This window comes from Cryobacterium roopkundense, assembly GCF_014200405.1.
Taxonomy (GTDB): domain Bacteria; phylum Actinomycetota; class Actinomycetes; order Actinomycetales; family Microbacteriaceae; genus Cryobacterium; species Cryobacterium roopkundense.
On the sequence record NZ_JACHBQ010000001.1, the window covers coordinates 2,266,878 to 2,289,265 of the forward strand.

The following is a 22,388-nucleotide window of genomic DNA, read 5'->3' on the forward strand; positions in this document are numbered from 1 at the left end:
GATCGACGTTCGCAACCGTGACCGCTCAGAGGAGGTCCGGGCCGGGGTGCACTGCCGCCCGACACGAGCGGGTCCACGGCCCCTTGCGGGCACAGCGAACGAGCACCGGGAACCATGCAGGAAGGCCCCCGCACCACCATCGGTGCGGGGACCTCCCTCCTGCGCTACCTGGTGGTTGCCCGCGTCGTCAGCCAGGCTCCCGTACCGATGTCGGTGACCGCGGCGATTCGGATCGTGTAGTCGGTCTTACCCGTCAACCCGGCGATCTTCACGCTCGTGGCGGTGCTCACACCGTCGCCCACCGTGGTCCAGTGCGTTCCGTCGGCGGACGTCTTGATCACGTAATCGGTGATCGGGAAACCGCCATCAGTGATGGGTGCCGTCCAATTCACCTGTACCGACTTGCCCAGCACCTTGACGACAGCTCCGCGGGGCGCGGAGGGCGGTGAGGCTGTCGACGCTTCGACCGGCGTGGAGTAGGCGCCGAGCCCCGACGCTGATGTCGCTCGGACCCGCACCTGATACTGCGTAGCCGGGGTGAGTCCGGTGATCGTGGCACCGGGGGTGGCCGTCACGTTGTCGAAGAATCTCGTCCACTCCTGGGTCCCGGCGACTCGATACTGCACCCTGTAGTCGGAGACGGGGCTGGTACCCGCAGCGGACGGCGCCTCCCAGTCCGCACCAATCGTGGTGCCGTTCACTGGCGTGAGTGATACCTCGGTCGGGGAACCTGGAACCACAGTGGGCTCGGGGTCCGGTCCTGGGTCTGTACCCGGGTCCGTCACGGAGAGATTGGCGAACGGAACCTTCACGACTGATGTCGCGAGGTCGACCGTCGACGGCGCTGTGCCGAGCACGTTCCACAGTTCGACTTTCACTGTTCCGCCGACCAGTGCGCCGAATTCGCCCTCGACGCTGTCAAAGGCAGCGTCCGTGGTGTACCGCTCGTAGCCGGGCACCGGATCGGTTGGGAAGTAGTTAAACTTCTCGATCCGATCGAAGGTGCCATCTCCCGTCAGATCGTAGGAGACCCTGAGCCGAGTTCCGTTGCCGACGCCCAGGGTGTCGATCCCAATATCGAACGCGGTGCGGCTTCCTGCAAACGTGCCGGTCAGGTTCTTGGCGGTGAGAACCAGGCCAGTGGAAGGGTCACCGACGGCGTCGGGGCCAGACCGGGGGGCGAGTGTTGCGGTCTCGGCCGTGCCGGCCTGGGTTGCCAGGGAGCCCTTGTTCGTGAGGAACAGGTCTGTCTGGGTTGCCGCCGGAGGAGTCGGCGGCTCCGTTGGCGGCACCTCGGTACCGCTCGGGGCTCCGCCGCCGCTCCACACCTGCGCGCCGGACGTCACCGTCTTGCCCGTGGGGACATCGAGCACGGAGCCGTCGGTGAAGGTCACCTTGATCGGCGCCTGGGTGATATTGCTGGCCACGTAGGTCTTAGCGCCATCCTTGGTGAACACCGCTGCCATCGGATTATCGGCCTGCACAGCCGTGTCCAGAGTTCCCAGGGCCGCCAGGTTGGCGATCCAGTGGTAGGTGTGCGCCCGACTCTCGCCCTCCTCCACGGGGTACTCACGGTCGTTGTCGAGCTTCGCGAGTGCCGCCGGACCGTCGCCGAGCGCAAGGTACGACCAGAGGATGTCCTGCCACACCGTCGGATTCCCGCCGTTGACGTCAACCATCTCGCTGTAGTTCTCGACGACATCGGTGGGTCGCAGTCCCAGGTATAGATGCCCGCCCGTGATCGGCAGAGTGTTGATGCCCTGGATCATCTCGGCCTCCGCGCTGAACCAGGTCGAGTACGTGCCCCCGTCACCCCAGATCATTCCCGCGGTGCTGTGCCCGAATGAATCCGGCATGGCGCCGGATTCGTCGAACCAGTACTGCTGAATCGCGGCGGTCTGCGTGGCGTAGAGGTAGATGCCGGCGTCGCGCGTGGCGGTGTCCCCGGTCGCGGTTCCCCACTGGATCAGGCCGTTGGCGAAGTTCTGCCCCTCGGAGCTCGACTCCTGGTTGTTGCCGGCGCCGAAGGCACCGTGACCGGAAGCCCAGTCGTGACCGGCGTAGATGTCGAAGTCCCGAAGGTATGGGTAACGCTTTTCTGTTCGGTCGAAGTTGTTTGCGTCCGCGATCAGCTCGTCGACCATGCCGCCGTACGCCGCCTGTGAAGCCCAGGCGGGGTCGAATCTCGCCAGTGTCGCCGCGGCGACGACGAAGTAGCCGTAGTGGAAGTGGTGATCGTTGAGCTCTTTGTCGGAACCGTACGACGCCGGGTAGCCGATCAGGGTGCCCCAGTTCTCGTTGTAGGCGAACAGTTGTGCGGTCTCGCCCGGCGAGGCCGTGAACCAGTTGGAGAGCGTGTCCCTGATCTGGGCCAGCGCAGTATCGCGCACGGCAGTGCGGTCGAGCTGATCGGCGATCTCAACGATCCGAGCGGCTCGTCCGAGCGCCTTGCCTGTCCAATACGTGTCGTCCTTCACCATGGCCATCGGGTCCGCTGCAACCTGGTCGAGCAGCGCGTCCAGACGGGCATTCGCGTCACCTGTTGCCGTTGCGACCGAGGGAATCTCGGGCAGCACGCCAGTGAACGGGGTGGCCGTCGTGAAGGACGTGGCACCGACGAGCGTGATCATGTCACCCCGGGCGGAGACATAGGTGAGGTCAGACGTGACACCCGGGGTGGGACCATCACCCGTCACGCCGTCGAGGTAAACGCTCTGATGTGGATACAGCGCGAGCACGGTGCCCTCGTTGGTTCCCTCTATCGGTGTCGTCTCGGCGGAGTAAGTGGTGCGCACCAGACTCGTGGCCTCGTTGTAGTCGTAGTCGGCGCGCGTGCCGACTACCTTGGCGTACGCATAGGGAGCGTAGGCATCCACGACGGCGGTGCGTGCCGCATCGGTGTCGGCGGGAGAGGTCGGCAGGGTGGCGACGGACAGATAGCCCTTGCCGCCGAGGTCGCTCGTGAGAGTCGTGCCGGTCACCGACCAGGTGGACCCGGTGGGCGCATAGGCGATGTAGTCGGCGCCGCCGGACGAGAAGCCGATCTGCTCGCCATCCTTCAGCCACACGCGCAGATCGGAACCGGCGGACACGACCGCGTCGCCGCCGTCGATGTCGAACCAGCTGAACGGTAGGCCGTGGCCGATGGTGGCGGTCATCGTGCGGGTGCCGTCACTCCAGGATGGAGTGACAGTCCAGTCGCTCCAGTCGGCGACGTTGACCACGGGCGCGTTGAGACCGGCGATGCCGACCACAACGTCCTCGGCATAGGGATAGTGGAATTCACCGACACCACCCGGTGTGCCGGACATGACCGGGTCGCGGGTGGTGGAGAAACCGAGGCCTGACGCCTGCGGGAGGTAGGAGGACGGGTGGGCGTGCAACGGCTCGCTGTAGGCGCAGTTGTACTTCTTGAAGACGAGCGACGACCACCAGTCGTTGGTCGGCACCGCTCCTTCCGGGGCGGTGTCGGTGAGGAACGCGCGGGCGTTCGTCGCGAGAGGATCGCAGCCCTCGGGAGCGGGTCCGACGGCATCCGTCGTGTAGCTGCCTGCTCCCACCGGCATGGTCTCGGCGTGGGCCACACCGGCCGCGCCGAGACCGCTCAGAAGCACGGCTGCCGCGGTCATGACGGCCAGGTGTCGGGTCCCGGACTTGCGCCCTTTTCGCCTCCCCCGGCTGTGCAGTGGTGCGCTGACGTGATCGCTGGTACTCATCTGGTCCCCTTGCGCTAACCGGGCCGCCGCATTGCGACACCGGAGGCGTGCGTTCCACTGTCCTACGTGCAGGCCAATGAGAGCGCTCTCTTGAACCCTAGAGGCCCGAACGAGGAAAGCGCAAGCAGATTGTGAGAGCGCTCTCAATTCGCTTCTGACAGCGGTGGATTTCGGTAAACCTCGCACCATGAGCCGACAGAGGCAGACGGGGCGACATATTCGGTCACACGTGCGGCCCGACCCGGCAGAATGGAGGGGTGACGGTTCACCCTTCCCCCGCGCTCGTCGGCATCGCTCACGGCACGTCCTCCTCGGACGGCCGCACGGCGGTGGCCGGCCTGATGCGCGCGGTCGCGGCCGCGCGACCGGAGCTGACCGTGGCTCTGGGATTCGTGGACGTGCAGCATCCGGACACCCCCGAAACCCTGGCAGCGCTGGAACCGCGCCTTCCGGCCGTCGTGGTGCCGCTGCTACTCTCCGCCGGATACCACGTGCACGTCGACCTCACGGATGCCGTGGCCGCCGAGACCGAACGACCGGTCGTGCTCGGTCCCGCTCTCGGCCCCGACGACCGATTGATCGCCCTGCTGCGGCACAGACTCGACGAATCCGGTCTCGCCGCGGACGACGTCGTCGTGCTGGCGGTGGCAGGGTCAAGTGACATCAGAGCCGTAGCAGACTGCCGGGTCGTGGCCGAAGGGCTCGCCGCGGCATCCGGTCGTCCCATCGCCCTCGGGTTCCTCTCCGCCGCCCGACCGCCGCTGGCCTGTACGGTCACACGGACGAGGATCGAAAACCCTGGGCGCCGAATCGTGGTGAGCAGTTACCTGCTGGCACCGGGGTACTTTCAGGGACTGGTCGAGAAGGCCGGGGCGGATGTCACGACTCGTCCGTTACTCGTGCCCGACGAACCGGCATCGCAATTTCTTGTCGACGTGGTGATCAGCCGGTATCTCAGCGCAGTCTGAAAGCCAGTGCGGTCTGAGTGGCAGCGCTGGAGGAGGACTTCCGATTCGGCTCGGAATCCGACCTCGCCCCGCCAGCACTCCTCTTTCGGCAACAGGCGAGGGCTTCACCTTACGCCCGGGCGACGGCCCGCACCGCTGTGTGACGCCGCGCTACCTTGCGTGACAGGGCGTGACCGCGGCCGTGGCGGGCCCGCCGCGCTCTCGGTAGCTTTCTTCTATCGCAAAAGGGTGTTTTCGGTGTATCCGGGCTCGCCCATGGAGAGGAGCCACCGTGTCGCAGAGCGTGACGGAAACCACCCCGGCGCGTCCCCCGCGCCCGGCATCGCGGCCGAACGGCCAGTGGCTTGTGGACGGCACGACCCCGCTCAACGGCAACGAAAAGTGGAAGCAGGTCGACAACGGCATCGCCGTACGGGAACGCATCGAACGGATCTACTCGAAAGAGGGCTTCGATTCCATCGACGGCACCGACCTCCACGGCCGGTTCCGCTGGTGGGGCCTGTACACCCAGCGCAAACCGGGCATCGACGGCGGCAAGACGGCCACTCTTGAGCCGCACGAGCTGGAAGACCGCTATTTCATGTTGCGCGTGCGCATCGACGGCGGGCAGCTCACCACAGAGCAACTGCGCGTGATCGGCAATATCTCCCGCGACTTCGGCCGCGACACCGCCGACCTCACGGACCGTCAGAACGTGCAGTTCCACTGGATCCGCATCGAGGACATGCCCGAAATTTGGAGGCGCCTCGAAGCCGTGGGACTGGAGACCACCCAGGCGTGCGGCGACGTGCCGCGCGTGTTCCTCGGCTCTCCGGTGGCCGGCATCGCCGCTGACGAGCTCATCGACCCGACCGACGCCATCGCAGACATCGCGCACAAGTTTCTGGGCACCGACGAGTTCGCGAACCTGCCCCGCAAGTTCAAGACCGCGATCACCGGCCACCCCAGCCAGGACGTCGTGCACGAGATCAACGACATCGGCCTCGTCGCCGTCGAGCACCCCGACCTCGGCGTGGGTTACGACCTCTGGGTGGGCGGCGCCCTCTCCACCACGCCCCGGCTCGCCGAACGCCTCGGTGCCTTCGTGGCGCCGGGCCAGGTCACCGAGGTGTGGCGCGGCGTCGTGTCCATCTTCCGCGATTACGGCTACCGGCGCCTGCGCGGCAAGGCACGCCTCAAATTTCTGCTGAACGAATGGGGAACCGAGAAGTTCCGCCGTGTTCTTGAAGACGAGTACCTGGGTTACGCCCTCGCCGACGGCCCGGCCGCCCCCCGCCCCACCGCGCAGGGCGACCACGTGGGCGTGCACAAGCAGAAGGACGGCCGCTTCTACATCGGTGTCGCCCCCCTCGTGGGCCGCGTCGCCGGCCCGCTGCTCACCGGCCTCGCCGACCTGCTCGAAGCGCACGGTTCGTACCGCCTGCGCACCACCCCGCACCAGAAGCTCGTGCTACTGGATATTGCCGAAGAGCACGTCGAAGAGCTCATCACAGCCCTCGACAAGCTCGGGCTCGCCGCCCGTCCCAGCCTGTTCCGCCGCTCGACGATCGCCTGCACCGGCATCGAATTCTGCAAACTCGCGATCGTGGAAACCAAGCAGACCGCAACGGATGCCATCGCCTCACTCGAGACACGGCTCGCCGGCATCGACGTGCCCCAGCCGATCAGCCTGCACGTCAACGGATGCCCCAACTCCTGCGCGCGCATCCAGACCGCGGACATCGGCCTGAAAGGACAGCTGCTGCCCGACGGCAACGGCGGCCAGACCCCCGGATTCCAGGTGCACCTCGGCGGAGGGCTCGCCTCGCCGAACCGCGACGAGGCCGGACTCGGCCGCACCGTGCGCGGCCTCAAGGTCACGGCCGACGACCTCGCCGACTACGTGGAGCGTATCGTGCTCCGGTTCCTCGCCGACCGCACCATCAACGAGACCTTCGCCGAATGGTCACACCGCGCCGAGGAAGGAGCACTGCAGTGAGCCCCGCAGTGAATATCAACGCAACCAGCATCACCGCACGTGCCGCGACCGTGATTCCCCCGACTCGCGCGCTGCCAGAGCGCCGCCCTGCATCCGTTCTGCACGCCCTCGCCGAACAGGGAACTGCCGAACTCGGCGCCCTCGACCACGAGGCCACCGCCGACGAGGTCGTGGCCTGGGTTGCTCGCAATTTCCGCGCCGACTCCGTCGCCGTGGCCTGCTCTATGGCCGACGCTGTTCTCCCCGCCCTCGTGGCGAAACAGCTGCCCGGGGTTGACGTACTCTTCCTGGATACCGGCTACCACTTCGCCGAGACCTACGAAACGCGCGACGCTGTCGCCGCGGCCCTGGATGTCACCATCGTCGATGTGCTGCCGCTGACAAGCGTTCCCGAGCAGGACACGAAACACGGCGCCGAACTGTTCGCCCGCGACCCGAACCTCTGCTGCGCGATGCGCAAGGTCGAGCCGCTGCAACGATCCCTCGGGGGGTACGAACTCTGGTTCACGGGTGTGCGCCGCGATGAAGCACCGACCCGCGCCAACACTCCGCTCATCACGTGGGACGAACGCAACGGCCTCGTGAAAGTGAACCCTGTCGCGGCGTGGACCTACGACGAGCTGATCGACTACGCCACCCTGCAGCACGTGCCGGTCAATGTGCTTCTGTCGCAGGGATACCCCTCCATCGGTTGCGCCCCCTGCACGAAACCCGTCGCGGCGGGCGCCGATCCGCGTTCCGGCCGCTGGGCCACCCTCGAGAAGACAGAATGCGGGCTCCACCTATGACGACTGAGATTGTTTCACCACCAACTTCACACCGTCTCTCCGAGCTCGACGTGCTCGAGAGTGAGGCGATCCACATCATTCGTGAGGTCGTCTCGGAGTTCGAACGCCCTGTGCTGCTGTTCAGTGGCGGCAAAGACTCGGTTGTGGTGCTGCACCTCGCCGCGAAGGCGTTCTGGCCGGGCAAGATTCCGTTCTCACTGCTACACGTCGACACCGGCCACAACTTCCCTGAGGTGCTCGAGTTTCGCGACAAGACCGTTGCCGCGCACGGAGTGCGCCTCACGGTCGCCAGGGTCGAGGATTACATCGCCGACGGCCGTCTTGCCGAACGCGCCGACGGCACCCGCAACCCGCTGCAGACCCTGCCGCTGCTCGATGCGATCGCGGCCGGTCGGCACGACGCTGTCTTCGGGGGCGCCCGACGCGACGAGGACAAGGCCCGCGCCAAGGAGCGCATCCTCTCCCTGCGCGACGAATTCGGCCAGTGGGACCCGCGCAACCAGCGCCCCGAACTATGGAACCTGTACAACGGCCGACACACAGTCGGCCAGCACGTGCGCGCCTTCCCGATCAGCAATTGGACCGAACTCAACGTCTGGCGCTACATCGAACGCGAAAACATCGCGCTCCCCCCGTTGTACTACGCGCACGAGCGTGAGGTCTACCGCCGCGACAACATGTGGCGTGCCGTCAGCCCGGTCAGCCTGCCACGCACCGATGAAACCGTCGAGACGCGAACGGTGCGGTACCGCACCGTGGGCGATATGAGCTGCACCGGCGCAGTCGCCTCGGCGGCGGCATCCGTCGCCGATGTCGTGCGTGAGGTCGGCGTCAGTACCATCACGGAACGTGGCGCCACTCGGGCCGACGACCGCATCTCGGAGGCCGCCATGGAAGACCGCAAGAAGGAAGGCTACTTCTGATGCGCGCGCCCCTCTCTGCTGTCGGCGTCGCCTTGGCCGCAACTCTCCTCCTGAGCGGATGCTCCGGTGCGGCCTCCGCCGGAGGCGCGACCGGACCGGCCGACGAACTGCGTCTCGGCTACTTTGACAACCTGACCCAGGCCCCGGCCCTGGTCGGCATTCAGCAAGGAATCTTTGCCGATGCCCTCGGTGAGACCGCCCTGAACGCCCAGGCCTTCGGCGCGGGCCCGGCCGCCATCGAGGCGCTCAGCGCAGGCGCGATCGATGCCGCGTACGTCGGTCCGAGCCCGGCCGTGAACACCTTTGTGCAGAGCAAGGGGCAGAGCGCAGTGATCGTGGCGGGTGCCACCATCGGCGGCGCCGCCCTGGTCGTGCGCGACGGCATCGACTCCCCCGCCGACCTCGCCGGCACGACCCTTGCCTCCCCGCAGCTCGGCAACACGCAGGACGTCGCCCTGCGCTCCTGGCTCGAGGACGAGGGGTACGCAACCAGTACGACCGGCGGCGGCGACGTGACTGTCACACCGACCGACACCGCCCGCGCGCTCACCCTGCTGCAGAGCGGGCAGATCGACGGCGCCTGGCTGCCCGAACCGTGGGTGTCGCGTCTGGTCCTGGAAGCGGATGCGCACGTGCTCGTCGAAGAGGCGGACCTCTGGCCCAACGGCGAGTTTCCCACCACCGTGTTGCTCGTCGGCGCCGATTTCAACCGCGACCACCCGGAAACGGTGCGGGCGCTCCTGGAAGGGCACACGGCCTCCGTCGCCTGGCTGAACGAGAACACGGCCGAGGCCGCGGGCGTGATCAACAAAAAGCTGGCCGCAGATACCGGAAAACCGCTCTCCGACGCCGTCATCGACAGAGCTCTCGGCGGCTTGCACTTCACCAATGACCCCCTGGCCGGCACTTTTGAGGTTTCGCTGCAGAAGGCGGTCGCCGCAGGCATCGCGAAAGACGGCGACCTTAATGGCCTGTTCGACCTGACCCAGCTCAACGGCATTCTCGCCGCAGCGCACGGCGCGCCCGTTTCGGCCGCCGGACTCGGAACGGAGTAATCACATGACTCTTACCATTGACACCCAGGGCAGCGCCGCCGAAGTGAGCGCCACCGCAGCAGCCGTCGCTGCCCCCGAAGGCACCCTGTTTCGCTTTGCGACGGCAGGCTCGGTCGACGACGGCAAGTCCACCCTGGTGGGCCGGCTGCTGCACGACTCGAAGGCGATCCTCGCCGATCAGCTTGAGGCCGTCACCCGCACGTCAACCGAGCGCGGCTTCGGCGGCGAGAGCGGCGGCATCGACTTCGCCCTGCTGACCGACGGCCTGCGCGCCGAACGCGAGCAGGGCATCACCATCGACGTGGCCTACCGCTACTTCGCAACGCCCGCCCGCTCGTTCATTCTCGCCGATTGCCCCGGCCACGTGCAGTACACCCGCAACATGGTCACCGGCGCCACCACAGCGGACGCCGTCATTATGCTCATCGATGCCCGCAAAGGTGTGCTGGAGCAGACACGCCGGCATCTCAGTGTCGTCGCCCTGCTTCGCGTGCCGCACGTGATCGTCGCTGTCAACAAGATCGACCTGCTGGGGTACGACGAGGCCGCGTACCGCGACGTAGAGACGAGCGTTCGCCTGGTCACGGCCGAACTCGGCCTCGGTTCTGACTCGCGTGCCGAGGTGCACGTCATTCCCGTTTCGGCTCTGATCGGCGACAATGTCGTTGACCGCTCGAAGCGCACCCCCTGGTATGCCGGGCCGAGTCTGCTGGAGCTTCTCGAAACCCTCACGGTGATCGATGACCTCGACGAGTCCGGACGCGCCACAGAGGCGTTCCGCCTGCCGGTTCAACTCGTCCTGCGCCCTCAGGGCGCGGTGGTGGTTGCCCCCGAACTCTCCGATGCCTACCGCGACTACCGGGCCTATGCCGGGCAGGTCGCGAGCGGCAGCATCAAGGTCGGCGATACCGTGAGCGTCGAGCCCGGCGGCGGCACCAGCACAGTCACCGGAATCGACTTTGCCGGGGTCGCCCTCGAGGAGGCCTTCGCACCGCAGTCCATCGCCCTGCGACTGGCCGATGACCTCGACATTGCCCGGGGCGCCGTGATCGCTGCCGTCGATACCCTGCCGCCGGTCACTCGCACCCTCGAAGCCGACCTGTTCTGGCTCGACCCACGCCCGCTCGCCCCGGGCGCCCGCGTACTCGTGAAGTTCGGCACGACGGTGGTGCAAGCCCTGATCAGCGAGGTCACCGGCCGGCTCGACCTCACGACGCTGGGCGTGGAACCGGCCACCGGCCTGGCCGTGAACGACATCGGGCAGGCCAGCATCCGCCTCTCTCGTGATCTGCCAGTGGAACCCTACGCGCACAACCGCCGCTCCGGCGCGTTCCTGGTGATTCATCCGCAGGACGGCGCAACCCTCGCGGCCGGAATCGTCACCGCCCCCGGTGAGCCCACCCGCGCCGGCGACGGTTCGGGCGCCGGCTCGGACGTGTCACCGTGACCTCCCCCGGAAGTACGTCGGTCGTGACCGCCCCTGTGCACGCGTCGCGGGCCGGGGAGCCGAACACTCAGTCGAGCGCGATCACCATTGATGGTCTCGGTAAGCGGTACGGCACTGGTCCGCTCGTGCTCGACGGCATCACCCTGACCATCGAGGCGGGCCAGTTCGTCTGCCTGCTCGGGGCAAGCGGATGCGGCAAGTCCACGTTGCTGAACATCATTGCCGGCCTGGAGAAGCCGACAGAGGGCGCCGTCACCGTGGCAAGCGGCAAGGCCGCCGTCATGTTCCAGGATGCAGCGCTCTTTCCCTGGCTGACAGCCGGCCGCAACGTGGAGCTCGCCCTGAAACTGCGCGGGGTTCCGCGCAAGGACCGCCGTGCCGCCGCGCTCGAACTCCTTGACCTGGTCAACCTGGCCGATGCAGCCGACAAACGCCCGCACGAGCTCTCGGGCGGCATGCGGCAGCGGGTGGCACTGGCGCGTTCGCTCGCTCAGGACCGCAAGGTGCTGCTCATGGACGAACCCTTCGCAGCCCTCGACGCCATCACCCGCGACCTTCTGCACGAGGAACTCGAACGGGTTTGGCGCCAGACCGGCCGCACCATCGTCTTCGTCACCCACAACGTGAGGGAGGCCGCCCGGCTGGGCCAACGCATCCTGCTGATGTCGTCTCGCCCGGGCCGAATCGTGAACGAGTGGACCATCGACGAAACCGGGTCACGCCGCATCGAATCCCCCGAGGTCGCCCGCCTGGGTGACGAAATAACCGACCAGCTGCGAGAGGAGATCCGCCGCAATGCCGCTTAACGCCCGAATCAACGATGCTGAACCGCGCATCTCCGACCCCGGCCACGACGAACTGCGGCGCCTGGAAGCGGGCCTGGACTCTCTGCAGGCCGTGCCCGAAACGCCCCGCGGCGCCTTTCGCCGCACCCTGGATGGTGTCATACCGCCGATTCTGCTTCTCCTCGCGCTGGTCGCGACCTGGCAGGTCTACATTCTGATCGCCCGACCCCGACCCGACCTCATTCCCGGGCCCGCGGACGTGTTCGGCGCCCTGATCAGCGCCTGGGACAGTGACCGCCTGCAGGTCGCGGTGGCCACGAGCCTCGAGCGCGGTGGCCTCGGCTTTCTGATCGCGGTCGCCATCGGCACCCCATTGGGGCTGCTGCTAGCCGAATGCCGTCCGGTACGACGGGCGGTCGGCCCGCTGTTGTCCGGCCTACAGGTGCTCCCCTCTGTCGCCTGGGTACCCGCCGCGATCATCTGGTTCGGCCTCACCGACGCCACGGTGTACTTCGTCATACTGATGGGCGCCGTACCCTCGATCGCCAACGGGCTCGTCTCCGGCGTCGACCAGATTCCGCCGCAGCTGCGACGCGTCGGCACGGTGCTGGGCGCCTCGCGCTTCGAGATGGCCACCCTCGTGGTGCTACCAGCCGCGCTGCCCGGCTATTTCTCAGGTCTGAAACAGGGCTGGGCCTTCGCGTGGCGTTCACTGATGGCCGCCGAGATCATCGTGATCGGCGGGGACATCGGCTTCGGTCTCGGTTCCATGCTGCACCAGAGCCGCGAGCTCGCCGACCTCTCCGGCGTGCTCGCCACGATCCTGGTGATTCTGTTCGTCGGCATCCTGGTGGAGCTCGTTATCTTCGCTCCGATTGAGCGTCGCCTTCTGCGTCGCCGCGGTCTCATGGCCGCTGGCCTGCGCTGACCCCGCGCATTCCCTTTTCTTCTGTTTCATCCTGAAAGGCGTGTCATGACCCCCTCTCCCTCTGCCCTGCGCGTGGCCATCATCGGCGCCGGACCAGCCGGAATCTACGCCGGCAACATTCTCAACAACGCCGTACGCGACGCCGGCGGCGAGGTGGCCATTGACCTGTTCGACTCCCTGCCCGCGCCCTACGGCCTGATCCGCTATGGCGTGGCACCGGATCACCCGCGCATTAAGGGCATCGTGAATTCCCTGCACGAGATGCTCGATACCGGCAACATCCGCTTCATCGGCAATGTCGCCTACGGCGTCGACCTGAGCCTCGCCGACCTGCAGGCTCGCTACCACGCCGTGATCTTCGCGACCGGGGCCATCCGCGACGCCCCGCTCGCCGTGCCGGGAATCGACCTGCCCGGATCGTACGGCGCGGCCGACTTCGTGTCCTGGTACGACGGGCACCCCGATGTTGCCCGCAGCTGGCCCCTCGATGCCACCGACGTGGCCGTGATCGGCAACGGCAACGTAGCCCTCGACGTGGCGCGCGTGCTCGTGAAGCACCCTGAAGACCTGCTCAGCACTGATATTCCCGACAACGTATATGCCGGGCTGGCGGGCTCTCCCGTGACCGACGTGCACGTCTTCGGCCGCCGCGGGCCCGCCGAGGTGAAGTTCACGCCGATCGAGCTGCGCGAACTCGCGCAGGTGCCCGACGTCGACGTGATCGTTTACGAGGAAGACTTCGTCTTCGACGAGCACACCCTCGCGCTCGCCACTTCGAACAACCAGGTGCGGGTGATGACGCGCACGCTGCAGGGCTGGCTCACCGTGGCGCCCACCGGCGCCTCGCGCCGCCTGCACCTGCACTTCCTGCATGCCCCGGTCGAGATCTACGGAGACGGCCGCGTCGAGGGCATGCGGTTCGAGCGCACCACTCCCTCCGGCGACGGTGGTGTTCGCGGCACCGGCGTGATCATGGACTATCCAGTGCAGGCCGTGTACCGCGCCGTCGGCTACCACGGCAGCCGCCTGCCCGGACTGCCCTTCGATGACGCACGCGGCGTCATCCCCAACGACGGTGGGCGCGTGCTCGCTGCCGACGGCTCGGCCATCACCGGCGTGTATGCCACGGGGTGGATCAAGCGCGGTCCCGTGGGCCTGATCGGCCACACCAAAGGCGATGCACTCGAGACAATCACCCGGCTCGTCGACGACGCGCCGGGGCTCTCGGCACCCACGGCAGAATCCGAGGGGGACGACGACGCGATCCTTACCCTGCTGACGGATCGCGGCATCCGCTTCACGACCTGGCCCGGCTGGCTGGTGCTCGACGCCCACGAAAGGGCCCTCGGCGAGTCGCACAGTGCGCTGCGCGAGCGGGTGAAGGTCGTCGACCGCGACGAGCAGGCCGCCATCTCACGCGCGGGCGTCACGGTGCTCTCGTGACGTATGTGATCGCGCTGCCGTGCGTCGACGTGAAAGACCGTGCCTGCATCGATGAGTGCCCGGTCGATTGCATCTACGAGGGCGAGCGCTCGCTCTACATCCACCCCGACGAGTGCGTCGACTGCGGCGCCTGCGAACCGGTCTGCCCGGTCGAGGCCATCTACTACGAAGACGACCTGCCCGAGCAGTGGGCCGACTACTACAAGGCCAACGTCGAATTCTTCGACGACATCGGCTCCCCGGGCGGAGCCGCCAAGGTGGGCGTGCTCGCCAAGGACCACCCGGTCATCTCCGTGCTGCCGCCCCAGGGCGTGGCCGGTGAATGACGACGTCCGGAGCGAGGAGCGCTACGACTGCGTCGTGATCGGAGCCGGCCCGGCCGGGCTTTCCGCGGCCCTCAACCTGACGCGAGCCCGCATGCGCGTGCTCGTCGTCGACAGCGACCGTCCGAGGCACGCCGCCACCCTGGTGTCGCACGGTTTTCTCACCCGCGACGGCGTGCCACCGCACGAACTGCGCCGGCTCGCCCGTGAAGAAGTTGAACGCTATCCCGAGGCAGAGGTGCTGCAGCGGTGCTCGGTGGCCTCCATCGACGTCGAAGCGGATGCCGACGCCCCGGCCCTACGCTTCGTCACGCGGATCACGGGGCGCACTCCCTCACTCTCTCGCAGTGTGCGCAGCCGCACTGTGCTCGTGGCGACCGGACTGCGCGAGACCCTGCCCGATGTGCCGGGACTCCGAGGCTTCTATGGCATGAGCTTGTTCAGCTGCGTTGCCTGCGATGGCTACGAGATGGGTAGCCGTCCGCTCGCGCTGATCGGCGAAACTGATGACCTGTTCCGCCGCGCCCTGCTCGTGGCGCAGTGGAGTCCTCAGGTGACGGTGTTCACGAACGGCGTTGCTCGCCTGACACCTAACGAGGAGACTGACCTCGGCGATCGCGGCATCCGGGTGGAGCGACGCGCCATTGACGAACTTGAAGGTGATCGCGGACAGCTCACGGCAGTGCGGCTGCGGGGCGGGGAACGCGTGGCCGTGACCGGTGGATTCGTGCGTCCGGTCTGGCACCCCATTGTGGATTTTCTGGCCTCCCTGAACCTCGACATCGACGGCTCGGGCCACCTCATCACAGATCGTGACGGCCGTACGAGCCTGCCTGGCATGTATGCGGCCGGAGACGTGACGGCTCCGGGGCCGCAACAGCTCATCGTGGCGGCGGGAGCGGGTGCCCGCTCGGCCGCCAGCATCACCCACGACCTGCTCGGTGTGGCCGCCGGCTGAGCCCGCTCGAACGGTCAGGCCAATTCTGTCGTCGGTTCGAGCGGTTCGAGCGTGACCACGGCCAGAAATCCCCGGCCGAGCACCTCTGGGGCGGGTTCGTCTCCCCGAACAGCGTCGAGAGTTCCGAGTTCTGTGCTGTCACCGGCACCGCTCGCCACGACGGCGTTGCCCTGCAGCAGAATACCGAACTGGTCAGCGAAAATGGGATGCGCCCGTGTTTTGGACAGCTCAACGATCGACAGGTAGGCCTTAACAGCACTGCGTCGTGACATCACGTTTAGGTCGCGGGTCGCGCCGACCGGCAGCATGCAGCTCGTGGCGCTGTCTCCGGAAAACCTGAAGGGACGGTACCTCTCCATGGCATGCTCGACACCGTCCACGGTGAGCACGAGGAGGTCTCCGTCGATCAGGGTCAGTATGCGGTCGACGCCCGGAAATGCCGAGAAATCTCCGGCCGCGTCCACGTCGGCGATGCTGATACGCCAGTCGAAGTCCGGCGCCCCGATGGGGAAGGACGCGACCTCCCGTGTGCTGCCGCCCCCGTTGCGCCACGAAGCTGGCTTGAGGTCTCGATACCGAATGATCTCCATGGGATGAACGCTACGCTACTGCGATTGCGGGCGGTGCTCCCCACGGGTCAAACGACGGCCACGGTCTCACGTCCCACGCGCTGGCCGACGACGGCCGAGACGCCGTCCTGTCGCATCGACACACCGTAGAGGGCATCCGCTATCTCCATGGTGCGCTTTTGATGAGTGATGACAATGAGCTGGCTGCTTTCGCGCAGGTCTTCGAAGATCGTGAGCAGGCGGCCGAGGTTCGCGTCATCGAGGGCGGCTTCCACCTCGTCCATGATGTAGAACGGGCTCGGTCGTGCCTTGAAGATGGCGATGAGCAGGGCCACGGCAGCGAGGGAGCGTTCTCCGCCTGACAGCAGGGAAAGACGTTCGATCTTCTTGCCGGCGGGCTTGACCGAGACCTCGATTCCGGTGGTGAGCAGGGCATCCGGGTCGGTGAGCCAGATGCTGCCGCTCCCCCCGGGAAAGAGCACCGGGAACACCTCCGCGAAGGCGGCCCTGGTGTCGTCGAAGGCGTCAGCGAAGATCGTCTGCATCTTGCCGTCGATCTCCTCGATGATCGTGAGCAGGTCGGTGCGGGTGTTTGTGAGGTCGGTGAGCTGCTCGGTGAGAAATTTATGGCGTTGCTCAAGTGCTGCGAACTCCTCAAGCGCGAGCGGATTCACCCGACCCAATTGGGCGAGCTTGCGCTCGGCTGCGATGAATCGACGCTGCTGTTGCTCGCGCTCGAAGGGCATCGCAGCTGCCTCGCCATCACCCCCTGCCGTCGGGTCGGGCGGGATGAGTTCCGCCGGCCCGTACTCGGCCACGAGAACGGTCTCGACCAGGCCGAGCTCGCTGCCCGCTCGCTCAAGCAGCCCGGTGAGCTGAAGCTTCTTCTCGTAGATCTGCAGCTCAAGGCCGTGCACGTTCTCGGTCACGGCCTGGAGACGATCGCGTAGTGCGCTCTCCCCCTGACGCAGCTTCTGCAGCTCTGCACTCTGGCTCGTGCGTTCCGCCTCTGCGGCCGTGAGGCACCGCCTGGCCTCGCTCAAAGAACGTTCAACCGCCGCAAGCACTGCGGGAAGTTGCTCGGCGACGCCGGAAGCTGCGTCTATCTGGCGGCGACGAATGACCGCCAGCCTCGCTGCCTTGTCGGCTGCAGCCTGATCCGCCTCCAGCTGGCGGGCGAGCGACCGGGCCCGGGACTCGCTCGATCGTACGCGTTCCCGGGCGGTGTCGACCCGCAGCCTGGCCTCCACTTCGGTTTCCCGCAGAGATTCGAGTTCCTGGTTCACGGCGTCCCGTGCCGTGACGTCGAGCAACGGGCGTGCGCGTGATCGTGCCGCCGCGAGATCGGCGGCAGCGGCCGCCGCAGTCGTTTCGACCTCGACCACGGCGTTCGTCGCGAGATCGAGTGCCTTCTGCAGGCGCTCGAGATCGGCGCGACTGGCCTCGACCTGCACGGTTGCTCGGTTCACGCGGTCGACCTGGCGGGTCTGCTCTGCCTCGTGCGCCCGCAAGGCGGTGCGAGCGGCTGCAGTCTGGTCCTGGAAGGCCGTCAGGAGAGTCCGTTGCTCCGCGAGGTCGAATCGAGTCTTTTCCACGAGCGACGTGACGGCGGTGAGTTTCTCGGCCGCTGTGTCCCGTTCGGCCACCAACTCCAGCGTGCTGCGAGCGGCACCGGTGCCCCCCTGGAGCACCCAGGCTGACAGCACCTCGCCAGCCTTCGTGATCACTGTGGCGCCGGTCTCAAGGCTCACGGTGTGAGCGGTCTCGAGGTCGTCGGCGATGAGTCTGTTCTCCAGAAGACGAAGAACGCCCCAGGGGGCGTCGACGACAGACGAAGCCTGCACGACTCCGGGCGGGAGCTGTTCGATTATCGGCGCGTTCTCGGAGCCGCCGGCTGGACCGGCAACGACCAACGCCACCCGGCCCAGGTCATCCGTGGTCGCCCGCACGATGGCGTCATAAGCCGAGGCCCTGTCATCGGCCAGAACCGCATCGGTAAGGGACCCGAGGGACGCGGCGATCGCGGCCTCGAAACCAGGGAGTACTCGAACGTGCTCGGCGACGCCGCCCCGGATTCCGGCGAGTCGCGCTCGCACGAGCGCCGACGAGCCGTCTTTTTGGTCGAGCGCGAGCGAGAATGCACCACGTCGGGCCTCCTGGGTGTCACGTTCACGCTCGTGCGTGTGAAGCTCGTCGCGAAGCCGCTCAACCTCAGCCTGGGTGGCCCGAACGGCAGCCTGCGCCAGCTCGAACCGCTCGGCATGCGCTGGCCCGTCAGCGCTCGCCCCGGCGACGTCGCCGCCATCGGTTGTGCCACCCTCGGCTGCAGGGTCCTGAGCCGCCTCAGTCTCGGCGAGGAGTGCCTCCGCCTGCACACGGCGTTCTGCTGCCGCATTGCGAGCGTTCTGCTGCCGCAGCACTTCGCCGCGCACCGCGGCCAGACGGGAAGCCGCGGCCTCACTTCGACCCGTGAGCTTCGAGATCTCAAGGTCATGCCCTGAAACGAGCACGGCTTGGGCAGCGACCTCGTCGTTAGCGGCATCCAGGCGGCCGCGAGCGCCGGCGCTCGCGGCCCGCGCGGCGTCCCACGCGGCGTCCGCTGCCTCGATCTTGTCGCGAAGTCGGGCGGTGTCGGCTTCCGCAGACTCGACGTCGGCGGACGTCACGCTCGGGCCGGTGTGGGTGGACTCGGACTGGGAGCCGAGCAGTGCGAGCCGCTGATTCGCGAGGGTGAACAGCCCGCGCAAGCGTTCCTGCGCCGACTCCAATCCGAAGCTCGTGCGCCGGGCACGGTCGACCTCATCGCCGACCTGCGCGGCCTCCAGGCGTTGCACTCGCTGCTCGGTGTGTGAAAGCTGTTCCTGCAGCACGAGGCGCTCGGAGTGACGTTCGCTCTCTGTTCGGCCGTGCCGGTCGAGCGCAGTGCGCAGCGTGACGACCTCGTCGGCGAGCAGCCGGGCGCGAGCGTCACGCAAGACTGCCGCGATCGACTGTGCCTCCCGGGCTATCTCGGCCTGCCGGCCGAGCGGCTTCAGCTGGCGGCGAATTTCACCGGCGAGATCGCTCAACCGGGTGAGGTTGGTCTGCATGCCCTCAAGCTTGCGCAGGGTCTTTTCCTTGCGCCTGCGGTGCTTGAGTATTCCGGCAGCCTCTTCGATGAATCCACGTCGTTCCTCTGGACTGGCCCGCAAGACGGCATCGAGTTGGCCCTGGCCCACGATGACGTGCATCTCACGGCCGAGGCCAGAGTCGCTGAGGAGTTCCTGCACATCGAGGAGGCGGCAGTTACGGCCGTTGATCGCATACTCGCTTGCGCCATTGCGAAAGAGAGTGCGAGAGATGGTGACCTCAGAATAGTCGATGGGGAGGGCACCGTCTGAGTTGTCGATCGTGAGGATGACGGCCGCCCGGCCGAGCGGGCCCCTCGTCGACGTGCCGGCGAAGATCACGTCTTCCATCTTTCCGCCGCGAAGGGTCTTAACGCCCTGCTCACCCATCACCCAGGCGAGGGCGTCGACGACATTGGACTTTCCCGAACCGTTCGGCCCCACGACACACGTGACTCCGGGCTCGAACGCAAACGTGGTGGACTGCGCGAACGACTTGAAACCCTTGAGGGTGAGGCTTTTCAAGTACACGTTCTCACCTTTCCGCTTGGTGCGCACGCACAGCCGTCTCGGCAGCACGTTCTCCTGAGGATTAACGGTACTCGACTCCACCGACACATACCGTTAGGCTGCGCACGGTCTTCCGCACGCAAACGGGTCGGGCTACTGTCGGCGGTAGGACGGCCCACCACACCTCGATCGACGAACTCACCATTCCGCCCGCCCTCGGCACGCCCGGCTGGCCCGACTTCGTGGCAGCGACAGCCGTACGCAACGCCGTCGAAACCGAAGGCTACGACACGACCGAACTCAACTTCTCAGCAGAAGAGGTGCTGCCGATCTGGCTCAATCAGGCGCACGAACCCATGCGTCTGTTTGCCGCCCGGGTGGATGGTGCAGTCGTGGCGCGAGCAGTTTACGAGACCCTGCTCGACCCCAACGTTCCCTTTGCGTGGCTGACCGTGCAGGTATTGCCCGAGTTTCGTCGTCGCGGCCTGGGCACAGCACTTGCCGACCGCCTCGAATCACTTGCCCGTGACGAGCACCGACACACTCAGGTCACCTATGCCGTATCGCGTGAGGGCCCCGGCGACCGGCTACCGAGCCCGACGGGGTTTGGCTCCGTGCCGCTGGCCAACCCCGAAGTCCGATTTCTGCTGAGGCGGGGGTACGCGTTAGAACAGGTGGAACGCGGTAGCCGCTTGGCCCTGCCCGTCGACGTCACGGATTTGGCCCGACTACTGGTGGATTGCGCGCCCGTCGCGGGCACCGACTACAGCCTTCAGTTTTGGAGCGGCCCGACACCGTCGCGTTGGCTCAGAGACATGGCGCTCCTGCATACCCGAATGAGCACGGATGCCCCGACCGCCGGCCTGGAGGAACCCGAGGATGTCTACACGATCGAGCGGCTCCAAACCGTGGAGAACCTCGCGGCGACCGGTCCACGCACCATACTCACCGCGGTCGTCGTGCACGCACCCACCGGCCGTCTGGCCGGTTTCACCCAGCTGTCGGTTCCGACAGAGGTCGACAGGCCCGTTGCGCAGGAAGACACCCTCGTTCTTCGCGAACACAGGGGGCACCGCCTGGGCATGCTGCTGAAAATTGCCAACCTGCAGCAACTCGCCCGGCTGCACCCTGGGCATCCGTCGGTGATCACGTTCAACGCCGAGGAGAACCGACACATGCTCGACGTCAATGAGGCCATCGGTTTCGGTCCGATCGGTTACGAGGGCGCCTGGAAGCGCATCGAAAAGTAGCCGCTGCCTAGGCGAAGACAACCTGGCAGGCAGGGCAGAAGTGACTGCCGCGGTTCATGAACGAGTGCCGCACGAGAACGGTCCCACACCGGGAGCACGGCGCGCCCTGCCGACCGTATACCTCAAGACTGTGCGCAAAATAGCCGGCCTGCCCGTTCACATTCACATACTGGGCGTCGAAACTCGTGCCTCCTTCGACGAGCGCACGGCGCAGGATGGAGCGCAGGGCCGCAAGCAGAGAGTCACCCTGTGCCCCGTTGAGGGACGCTGTGGGCTGTGCGTAGTGCAATCGGGCCGCGAACAGCGCCTCATCGGCGTAGATGTTACCGATTCCGCTGATGAGAGTCTGGTCGAGCAAGGCCCGTTTGATTCCGGTCTTCCTGCGGCTGAGGCCGGCGAGGAACGTCTCGTCTGAGAAAGCCGGGTCAATGGGGTCGCGCGCGATGTGAGCAACCTGCGATGGCAACAGTGCAGTCCATTCCCCCCGGCCCTGCCCCGAATATCCGGCGGCGAAGCCGTCAACTGTTGGCTTCATGGTATCGACGGCCATGCTGCCGAAGACCCGTTGGTCCACGAAGTTGAGCCACAACTCACTGGGACCCGTTCGATCCACGGCCGTTCGATCCACTGCCAAGCGGATGCGCAGGTGGCGGTCGTCCGCGGTCCCTGGGTCCCGCAGGAGCACCTGACCGCTCATCCCGAGGTGGATCACGAGAGCACGCCCGTTGTCGAGCGGCAGCCAGAGAAACTTGCCGCGTCGCACGGCGCCCAGAATACGGTGGCCCACGAGGAGGTCGGTGAAGTCACCTGCGGCGGCATCGTGCCGACGCAGGGAGCGTGCGTCGAAGATTTCGACGCCCGAAACGACCGCTCCCGCGACGGCGGGTTCGACGCCGGCGCGCACCACCTCGACTTCGGGAAGTTCGGGCATACCGAAAGTCCGCCTCAGCCGGCGGAGAGCAGAGCGAAGGCCGCGCGGGCGGCAGCCATTTCGGCGTATTTCTTGCTCGTGCCGTCACCGTGGGCCGACACCGAACCGGTCAGTGTCACCGTGGCCACGAAAGTCTTAGCGTGGTCGGGACCGCTCTCCGTCACCGAGTACACCGGAGCGCCCACGCTGCGTGTCGCAGCGAGCTCCTGCAGACTGGTCTTGGGGTCCATCAATACCCCGAAGTGGTCGGGATCCGCCATGAACGGTTCCATGAGTCTCAACACGAAGGCCGTGGCGACATCTCCGCCACGGTCCAAGTACACCGCACCGATGAGCGCTTCGACGGTGTCAGCCAGAATGGACGATTTGTCGTTGCCGCCGGTGAGGATCTCGCCCCGGCCCAGCCGCACGTATTCGCCAAGCCCGAGGCCCCGAGCAATTTCCGCCAAGGCTGCGCTCGACACGAGGCTGGCCCGGCGCTTGGCCAGGTCACCCTCGTCGAGGTGCGGGTACGTGCGATACAGCATGACCGTGACGGCCTGCCCCAAAATCGAGTCGCCCAGAAATTCCAGGCGTTCGTTCGTGGGGATGGCACCATTTTCGTAGGCGAATGAGCGGTGCGTCAGCGCCAACTCAAGCAGTCCTGCATCAAGTTCTACGCCGAGGGTCGCCACGAGGGGCGACCGCTCGGCTTCCGGGTTCGTCATGA

General features: G+C 66.7%; 17 protein-coding genes. 12 read left to right on the forward strand and 5 right to left on the reverse strand.

Translation table 11 applies throughout. The annotated features are described in order from the left end of the window. Positions 1-164: 164 nt before the first annotated feature. Positions 165-3,716, reverse strand: a complete 3,552-nt coding sequence (locus BJ997_RS10675; RefSeq protein ID WP_084141023.1) for a glycosyl hydrolase — start codon at positions 3,714-3,716, stop codon at positions 165-167. 257 nt (positions 3,717-3,973) lie between these two features. On the opposite strand from BJ997_RS10675, the gene BJ997_RS10680 reads away from it, so the two are divergent. The 11 genes from BJ997_RS10680 to BJ997_RS10730 all read left to right on the forward strand — a co-directional run bounded on the left by BJ997_RS10680 (position 3,974) and on the right by BJ997_RS10730 (position 15,312). After that, positions 3,974-4,684: a sirohydrochlorin chelatase gene (locus BJ997_RS10680; protein ID WP_035835116.1), complete on the forward strand. Its 711-nt coding sequence runs from the start codon at positions 3,974-3,976 to the stop codon at positions 4,682-4,684. Between the two features lie 271 nt (positions 4,685-4,955). Next, the gene (locus BJ997_RS10685) at positions 4,956-6,662 is read left to right on the forward strand and encodes a nitrite/sulfite reductase (RefSeq protein ID WP_084141024.1); all 1,707 of its coding nucleotides are present in this window, start codon (positions 4,956-4,958) and stop codon (positions 6,660-6,662) included. Continuing rightward, the gene (locus tag BJ997_RS10690) at positions 6,626-7,450 is read left to right on the forward strand and encodes a phosphoadenylyl-sulfate reductase (protein ID WP_084141025.1); all 825 of its coding nucleotides are present in this window, start codon (positions 6,626-6,628) and stop codon (positions 7,448-7,450) included. The genes BJ997_RS10685 and BJ997_RS10690 overlap by 37 nt, the downstream gene beginning before the upstream one ends. Then, positions 7,447-8,373, forward strand: a complete 927-nt coding sequence (gene cysD, locus BJ997_RS10695) for a sulfate adenylyltransferase subunit CysD (RefSeq protein WP_035835119.1) — start codon at positions 7,447-7,449, stop codon at positions 8,371-8,373. The genes BJ997_RS10690 and cysD overlap by 4 nt, the downstream gene beginning before the upstream one ends. Then, entirely contained in the window at positions 8,373-9,428 is a 1,056-nt protein-coding gene (locus BJ997_RS10700) for an ABC transporter substrate-binding protein (protein WP_035835121.1), read from the forward strand. Before cysD ends, BJ997_RS10700 begins: the two co-directional genes overlap by 1 nt. Positions 9,429-9,432: 4 nt before the next feature. Continuing rightward, positions 9,433-10,875: a sulfate adenylyltransferase subunit 1 gene (locus BJ997_RS10705; RefSeq protein WP_084141026.1), complete on the forward strand. Its 1,443-nt coding sequence runs from the start codon at positions 9,433-9,435 to the stop codon at positions 10,873-10,875. 23 nt (positions 10,876-10,898) lie between these two features. Then, a complete protein-coding gene (locus tag BJ997_RS10710; RefSeq protein ID WP_236628755.1) occupies positions 10,899-11,681 on the forward strand; it encodes an ABC transporter ATP-binding protein in 783 nt (260 codons plus the stop codon). Then, positions 11,671-12,588, forward strand: coding sequence for an ABC transporter permease (locus tag BJ997_RS10715; protein ID WP_052541928.1), 918 nt, complete (start codon positions 11,671-11,673; stop codon positions 12,586-12,588). The genes BJ997_RS10710 and BJ997_RS10715 overlap by 11 nt, the downstream gene beginning before the upstream one ends. Positions 12,589-12,633: 45 nt before the next feature. Further along, positions 12,634-14,031, forward strand: a complete 1,398-nt coding sequence (locus BJ997_RS10720; protein ID WP_035835123.1) for an FAD-dependent oxidoreductase — start codon at positions 12,634-12,636, stop codon at positions 14,029-14,031. Continuing rightward, positions 14,028-14,357, forward strand: a complete 330-nt coding sequence (gene fdxA, locus BJ997_RS10725) for a ferredoxin (RefSeq protein WP_035835125.1) — start codon at positions 14,028-14,030, stop codon at positions 14,355-14,357. The genes BJ997_RS10720 and fdxA overlap by 4 nt, the downstream gene beginning before the upstream one ends. Then, entirely contained in the window at positions 14,350-15,312 is a 963-nt protein-coding gene (locus tag BJ997_RS10730; RefSeq protein ID WP_035835126.1) for an NAD(P)/FAD-dependent oxidoreductase, read from the forward strand. Before fdxA ends, BJ997_RS10730 begins: the two co-directional genes overlap by 8 nt. 14 nt (positions 15,313-15,326) lie before the next feature. Here the strand turns inward: BJ997_RS10730 and BJ997_RS10735 are convergent, their stop codons facing one another. Together BJ997_RS10735 and smc are read right to left on the reverse strand one after the other, a co-directional pair. Then, entirely contained in the window at positions 15,327-15,902 is a 576-nt protein-coding gene (locus BJ997_RS10735) for a HutD/Ves family protein (protein WP_035835127.1), read from the reverse strand. A 47-nt stretch (positions 15,903-15,949) separates the two neighbouring features. Then, positions 15,950-19,519 (reverse strand): chromosome segregation protein SMC, encoded by a 3,570-nt coding sequence (gene smc, locus BJ997_RS10740; RefSeq protein ID WP_035835173.1) that lies wholly within the window; start codon positions 19,517-19,519, stop codon positions 15,950-15,952. A gap of 221 nt (positions 19,520-19,740) precedes the next feature. On the opposite strand from smc, the gene BJ997_RS10745 reads away from it, so the two are divergent. Further along, the gene (locus BJ997_RS10745) at positions 19,741-20,748 is read left to right on the forward strand and encodes a GNAT family N-acetyltransferase (RefSeq protein ID WP_052541929.1); all 1,008 of its coding nucleotides are present in this window, start codon (positions 19,741-19,743) and stop codon (positions 20,746-20,748) included. A gap of 7 nt (positions 20,749-20,755) precedes the next feature. Here BJ997_RS10745 and mutM read toward each other — a convergent pair whose 3' ends face one another. Continuing rightward, entirely contained in the window at positions 20,756-21,679 is a 924-nt protein-coding gene (gene mutM, locus BJ997_RS10750; protein WP_035835130.1) for a bifunctional DNA-formamidopyrimidine glycosylase/DNA-(apurinic or apyrimidinic site) lyase, read from the reverse strand. A 14-nt stretch (positions 21,680-21,693) separates the two neighbouring features. Further along, entirely contained in the window at positions 21,694-22,386 is a 693-nt protein-coding gene (rnc, locus tag BJ997_RS10755; RefSeq protein ID WP_035835131.1) for a ribonuclease III, read from the reverse strand. Positions 22,387-22,388: the final 2 nt, after the last annotated feature.

Bases quoted from the DNA above. Each gene is read 5' to 3' on its own strand.
- BJ997_RS10675 (WP_084141023.1), bottom strand. From the start codon at position 3,716: ATGAGTACCAGCGATCACGTCAGCGCACCACTGCACAGCCGGGGGAGG.
- BJ997_RS10690 (WP_084141025.1), top strand. From the start codon at position 6,626: ATGGTCACACCGCGCCGAGGAAGGAGCACTGCAGTGAGCCCCGCAGTG.
- cysD (WP_035835119.1), top strand. From the start codon at position 7,447: ATGACGACTGAGATTGTTTCACCACCAACTTCACACCGTCTCTCCGAG.
- BJ997_RS10700 (WP_035835121.1), top strand. From the start codon at position 8,373: ATGCGCGCGCCCCTCTCTGCTGTCGGCGTCGCCTTGGCCGCAACTCTC.
- BJ997_RS10705 (WP_084141026.1), top strand. From the start codon at position 9,433: ATGACTCTTACCATTGACACCCAGGGCAGCGCCGCCGAAGTGAGCGCC.
- BJ997_RS10715 (WP_052541928.1), top strand. From the start codon at position 11,671: ATGCCGCTTAACGCCCGAATCAACGATGCTGAACCGCGCATCTCCGAC.
- BJ997_RS10720 (WP_035835123.1), top strand. From the start codon at position 12,634: ATGACCCCCTCTCCCTCTGCCCTGCGCGTGGCCATCATCGGCGCCGGA.
- BJ997_RS10735 (WP_035835127.1), bottom strand. From the start codon at position 15,902: ATGGAGATCATTCGGTATCGAGACCTCAAGCCAGCTTCGTGGCGCAAC.
- mutM (WP_035835130.1), bottom strand. From the start codon at position 21,679: ATGCCCGAACTTCCCGAAGTCGAGGTGGTGCGCGCCGGCGTCGAACCC.
- rnc (WP_035835131.1), bottom strand. From the start codon at position 22,386: ATGACGAACCCGGAAGCCGAGCGGTCGCCCCTCGTGGCGACCCTCGGC.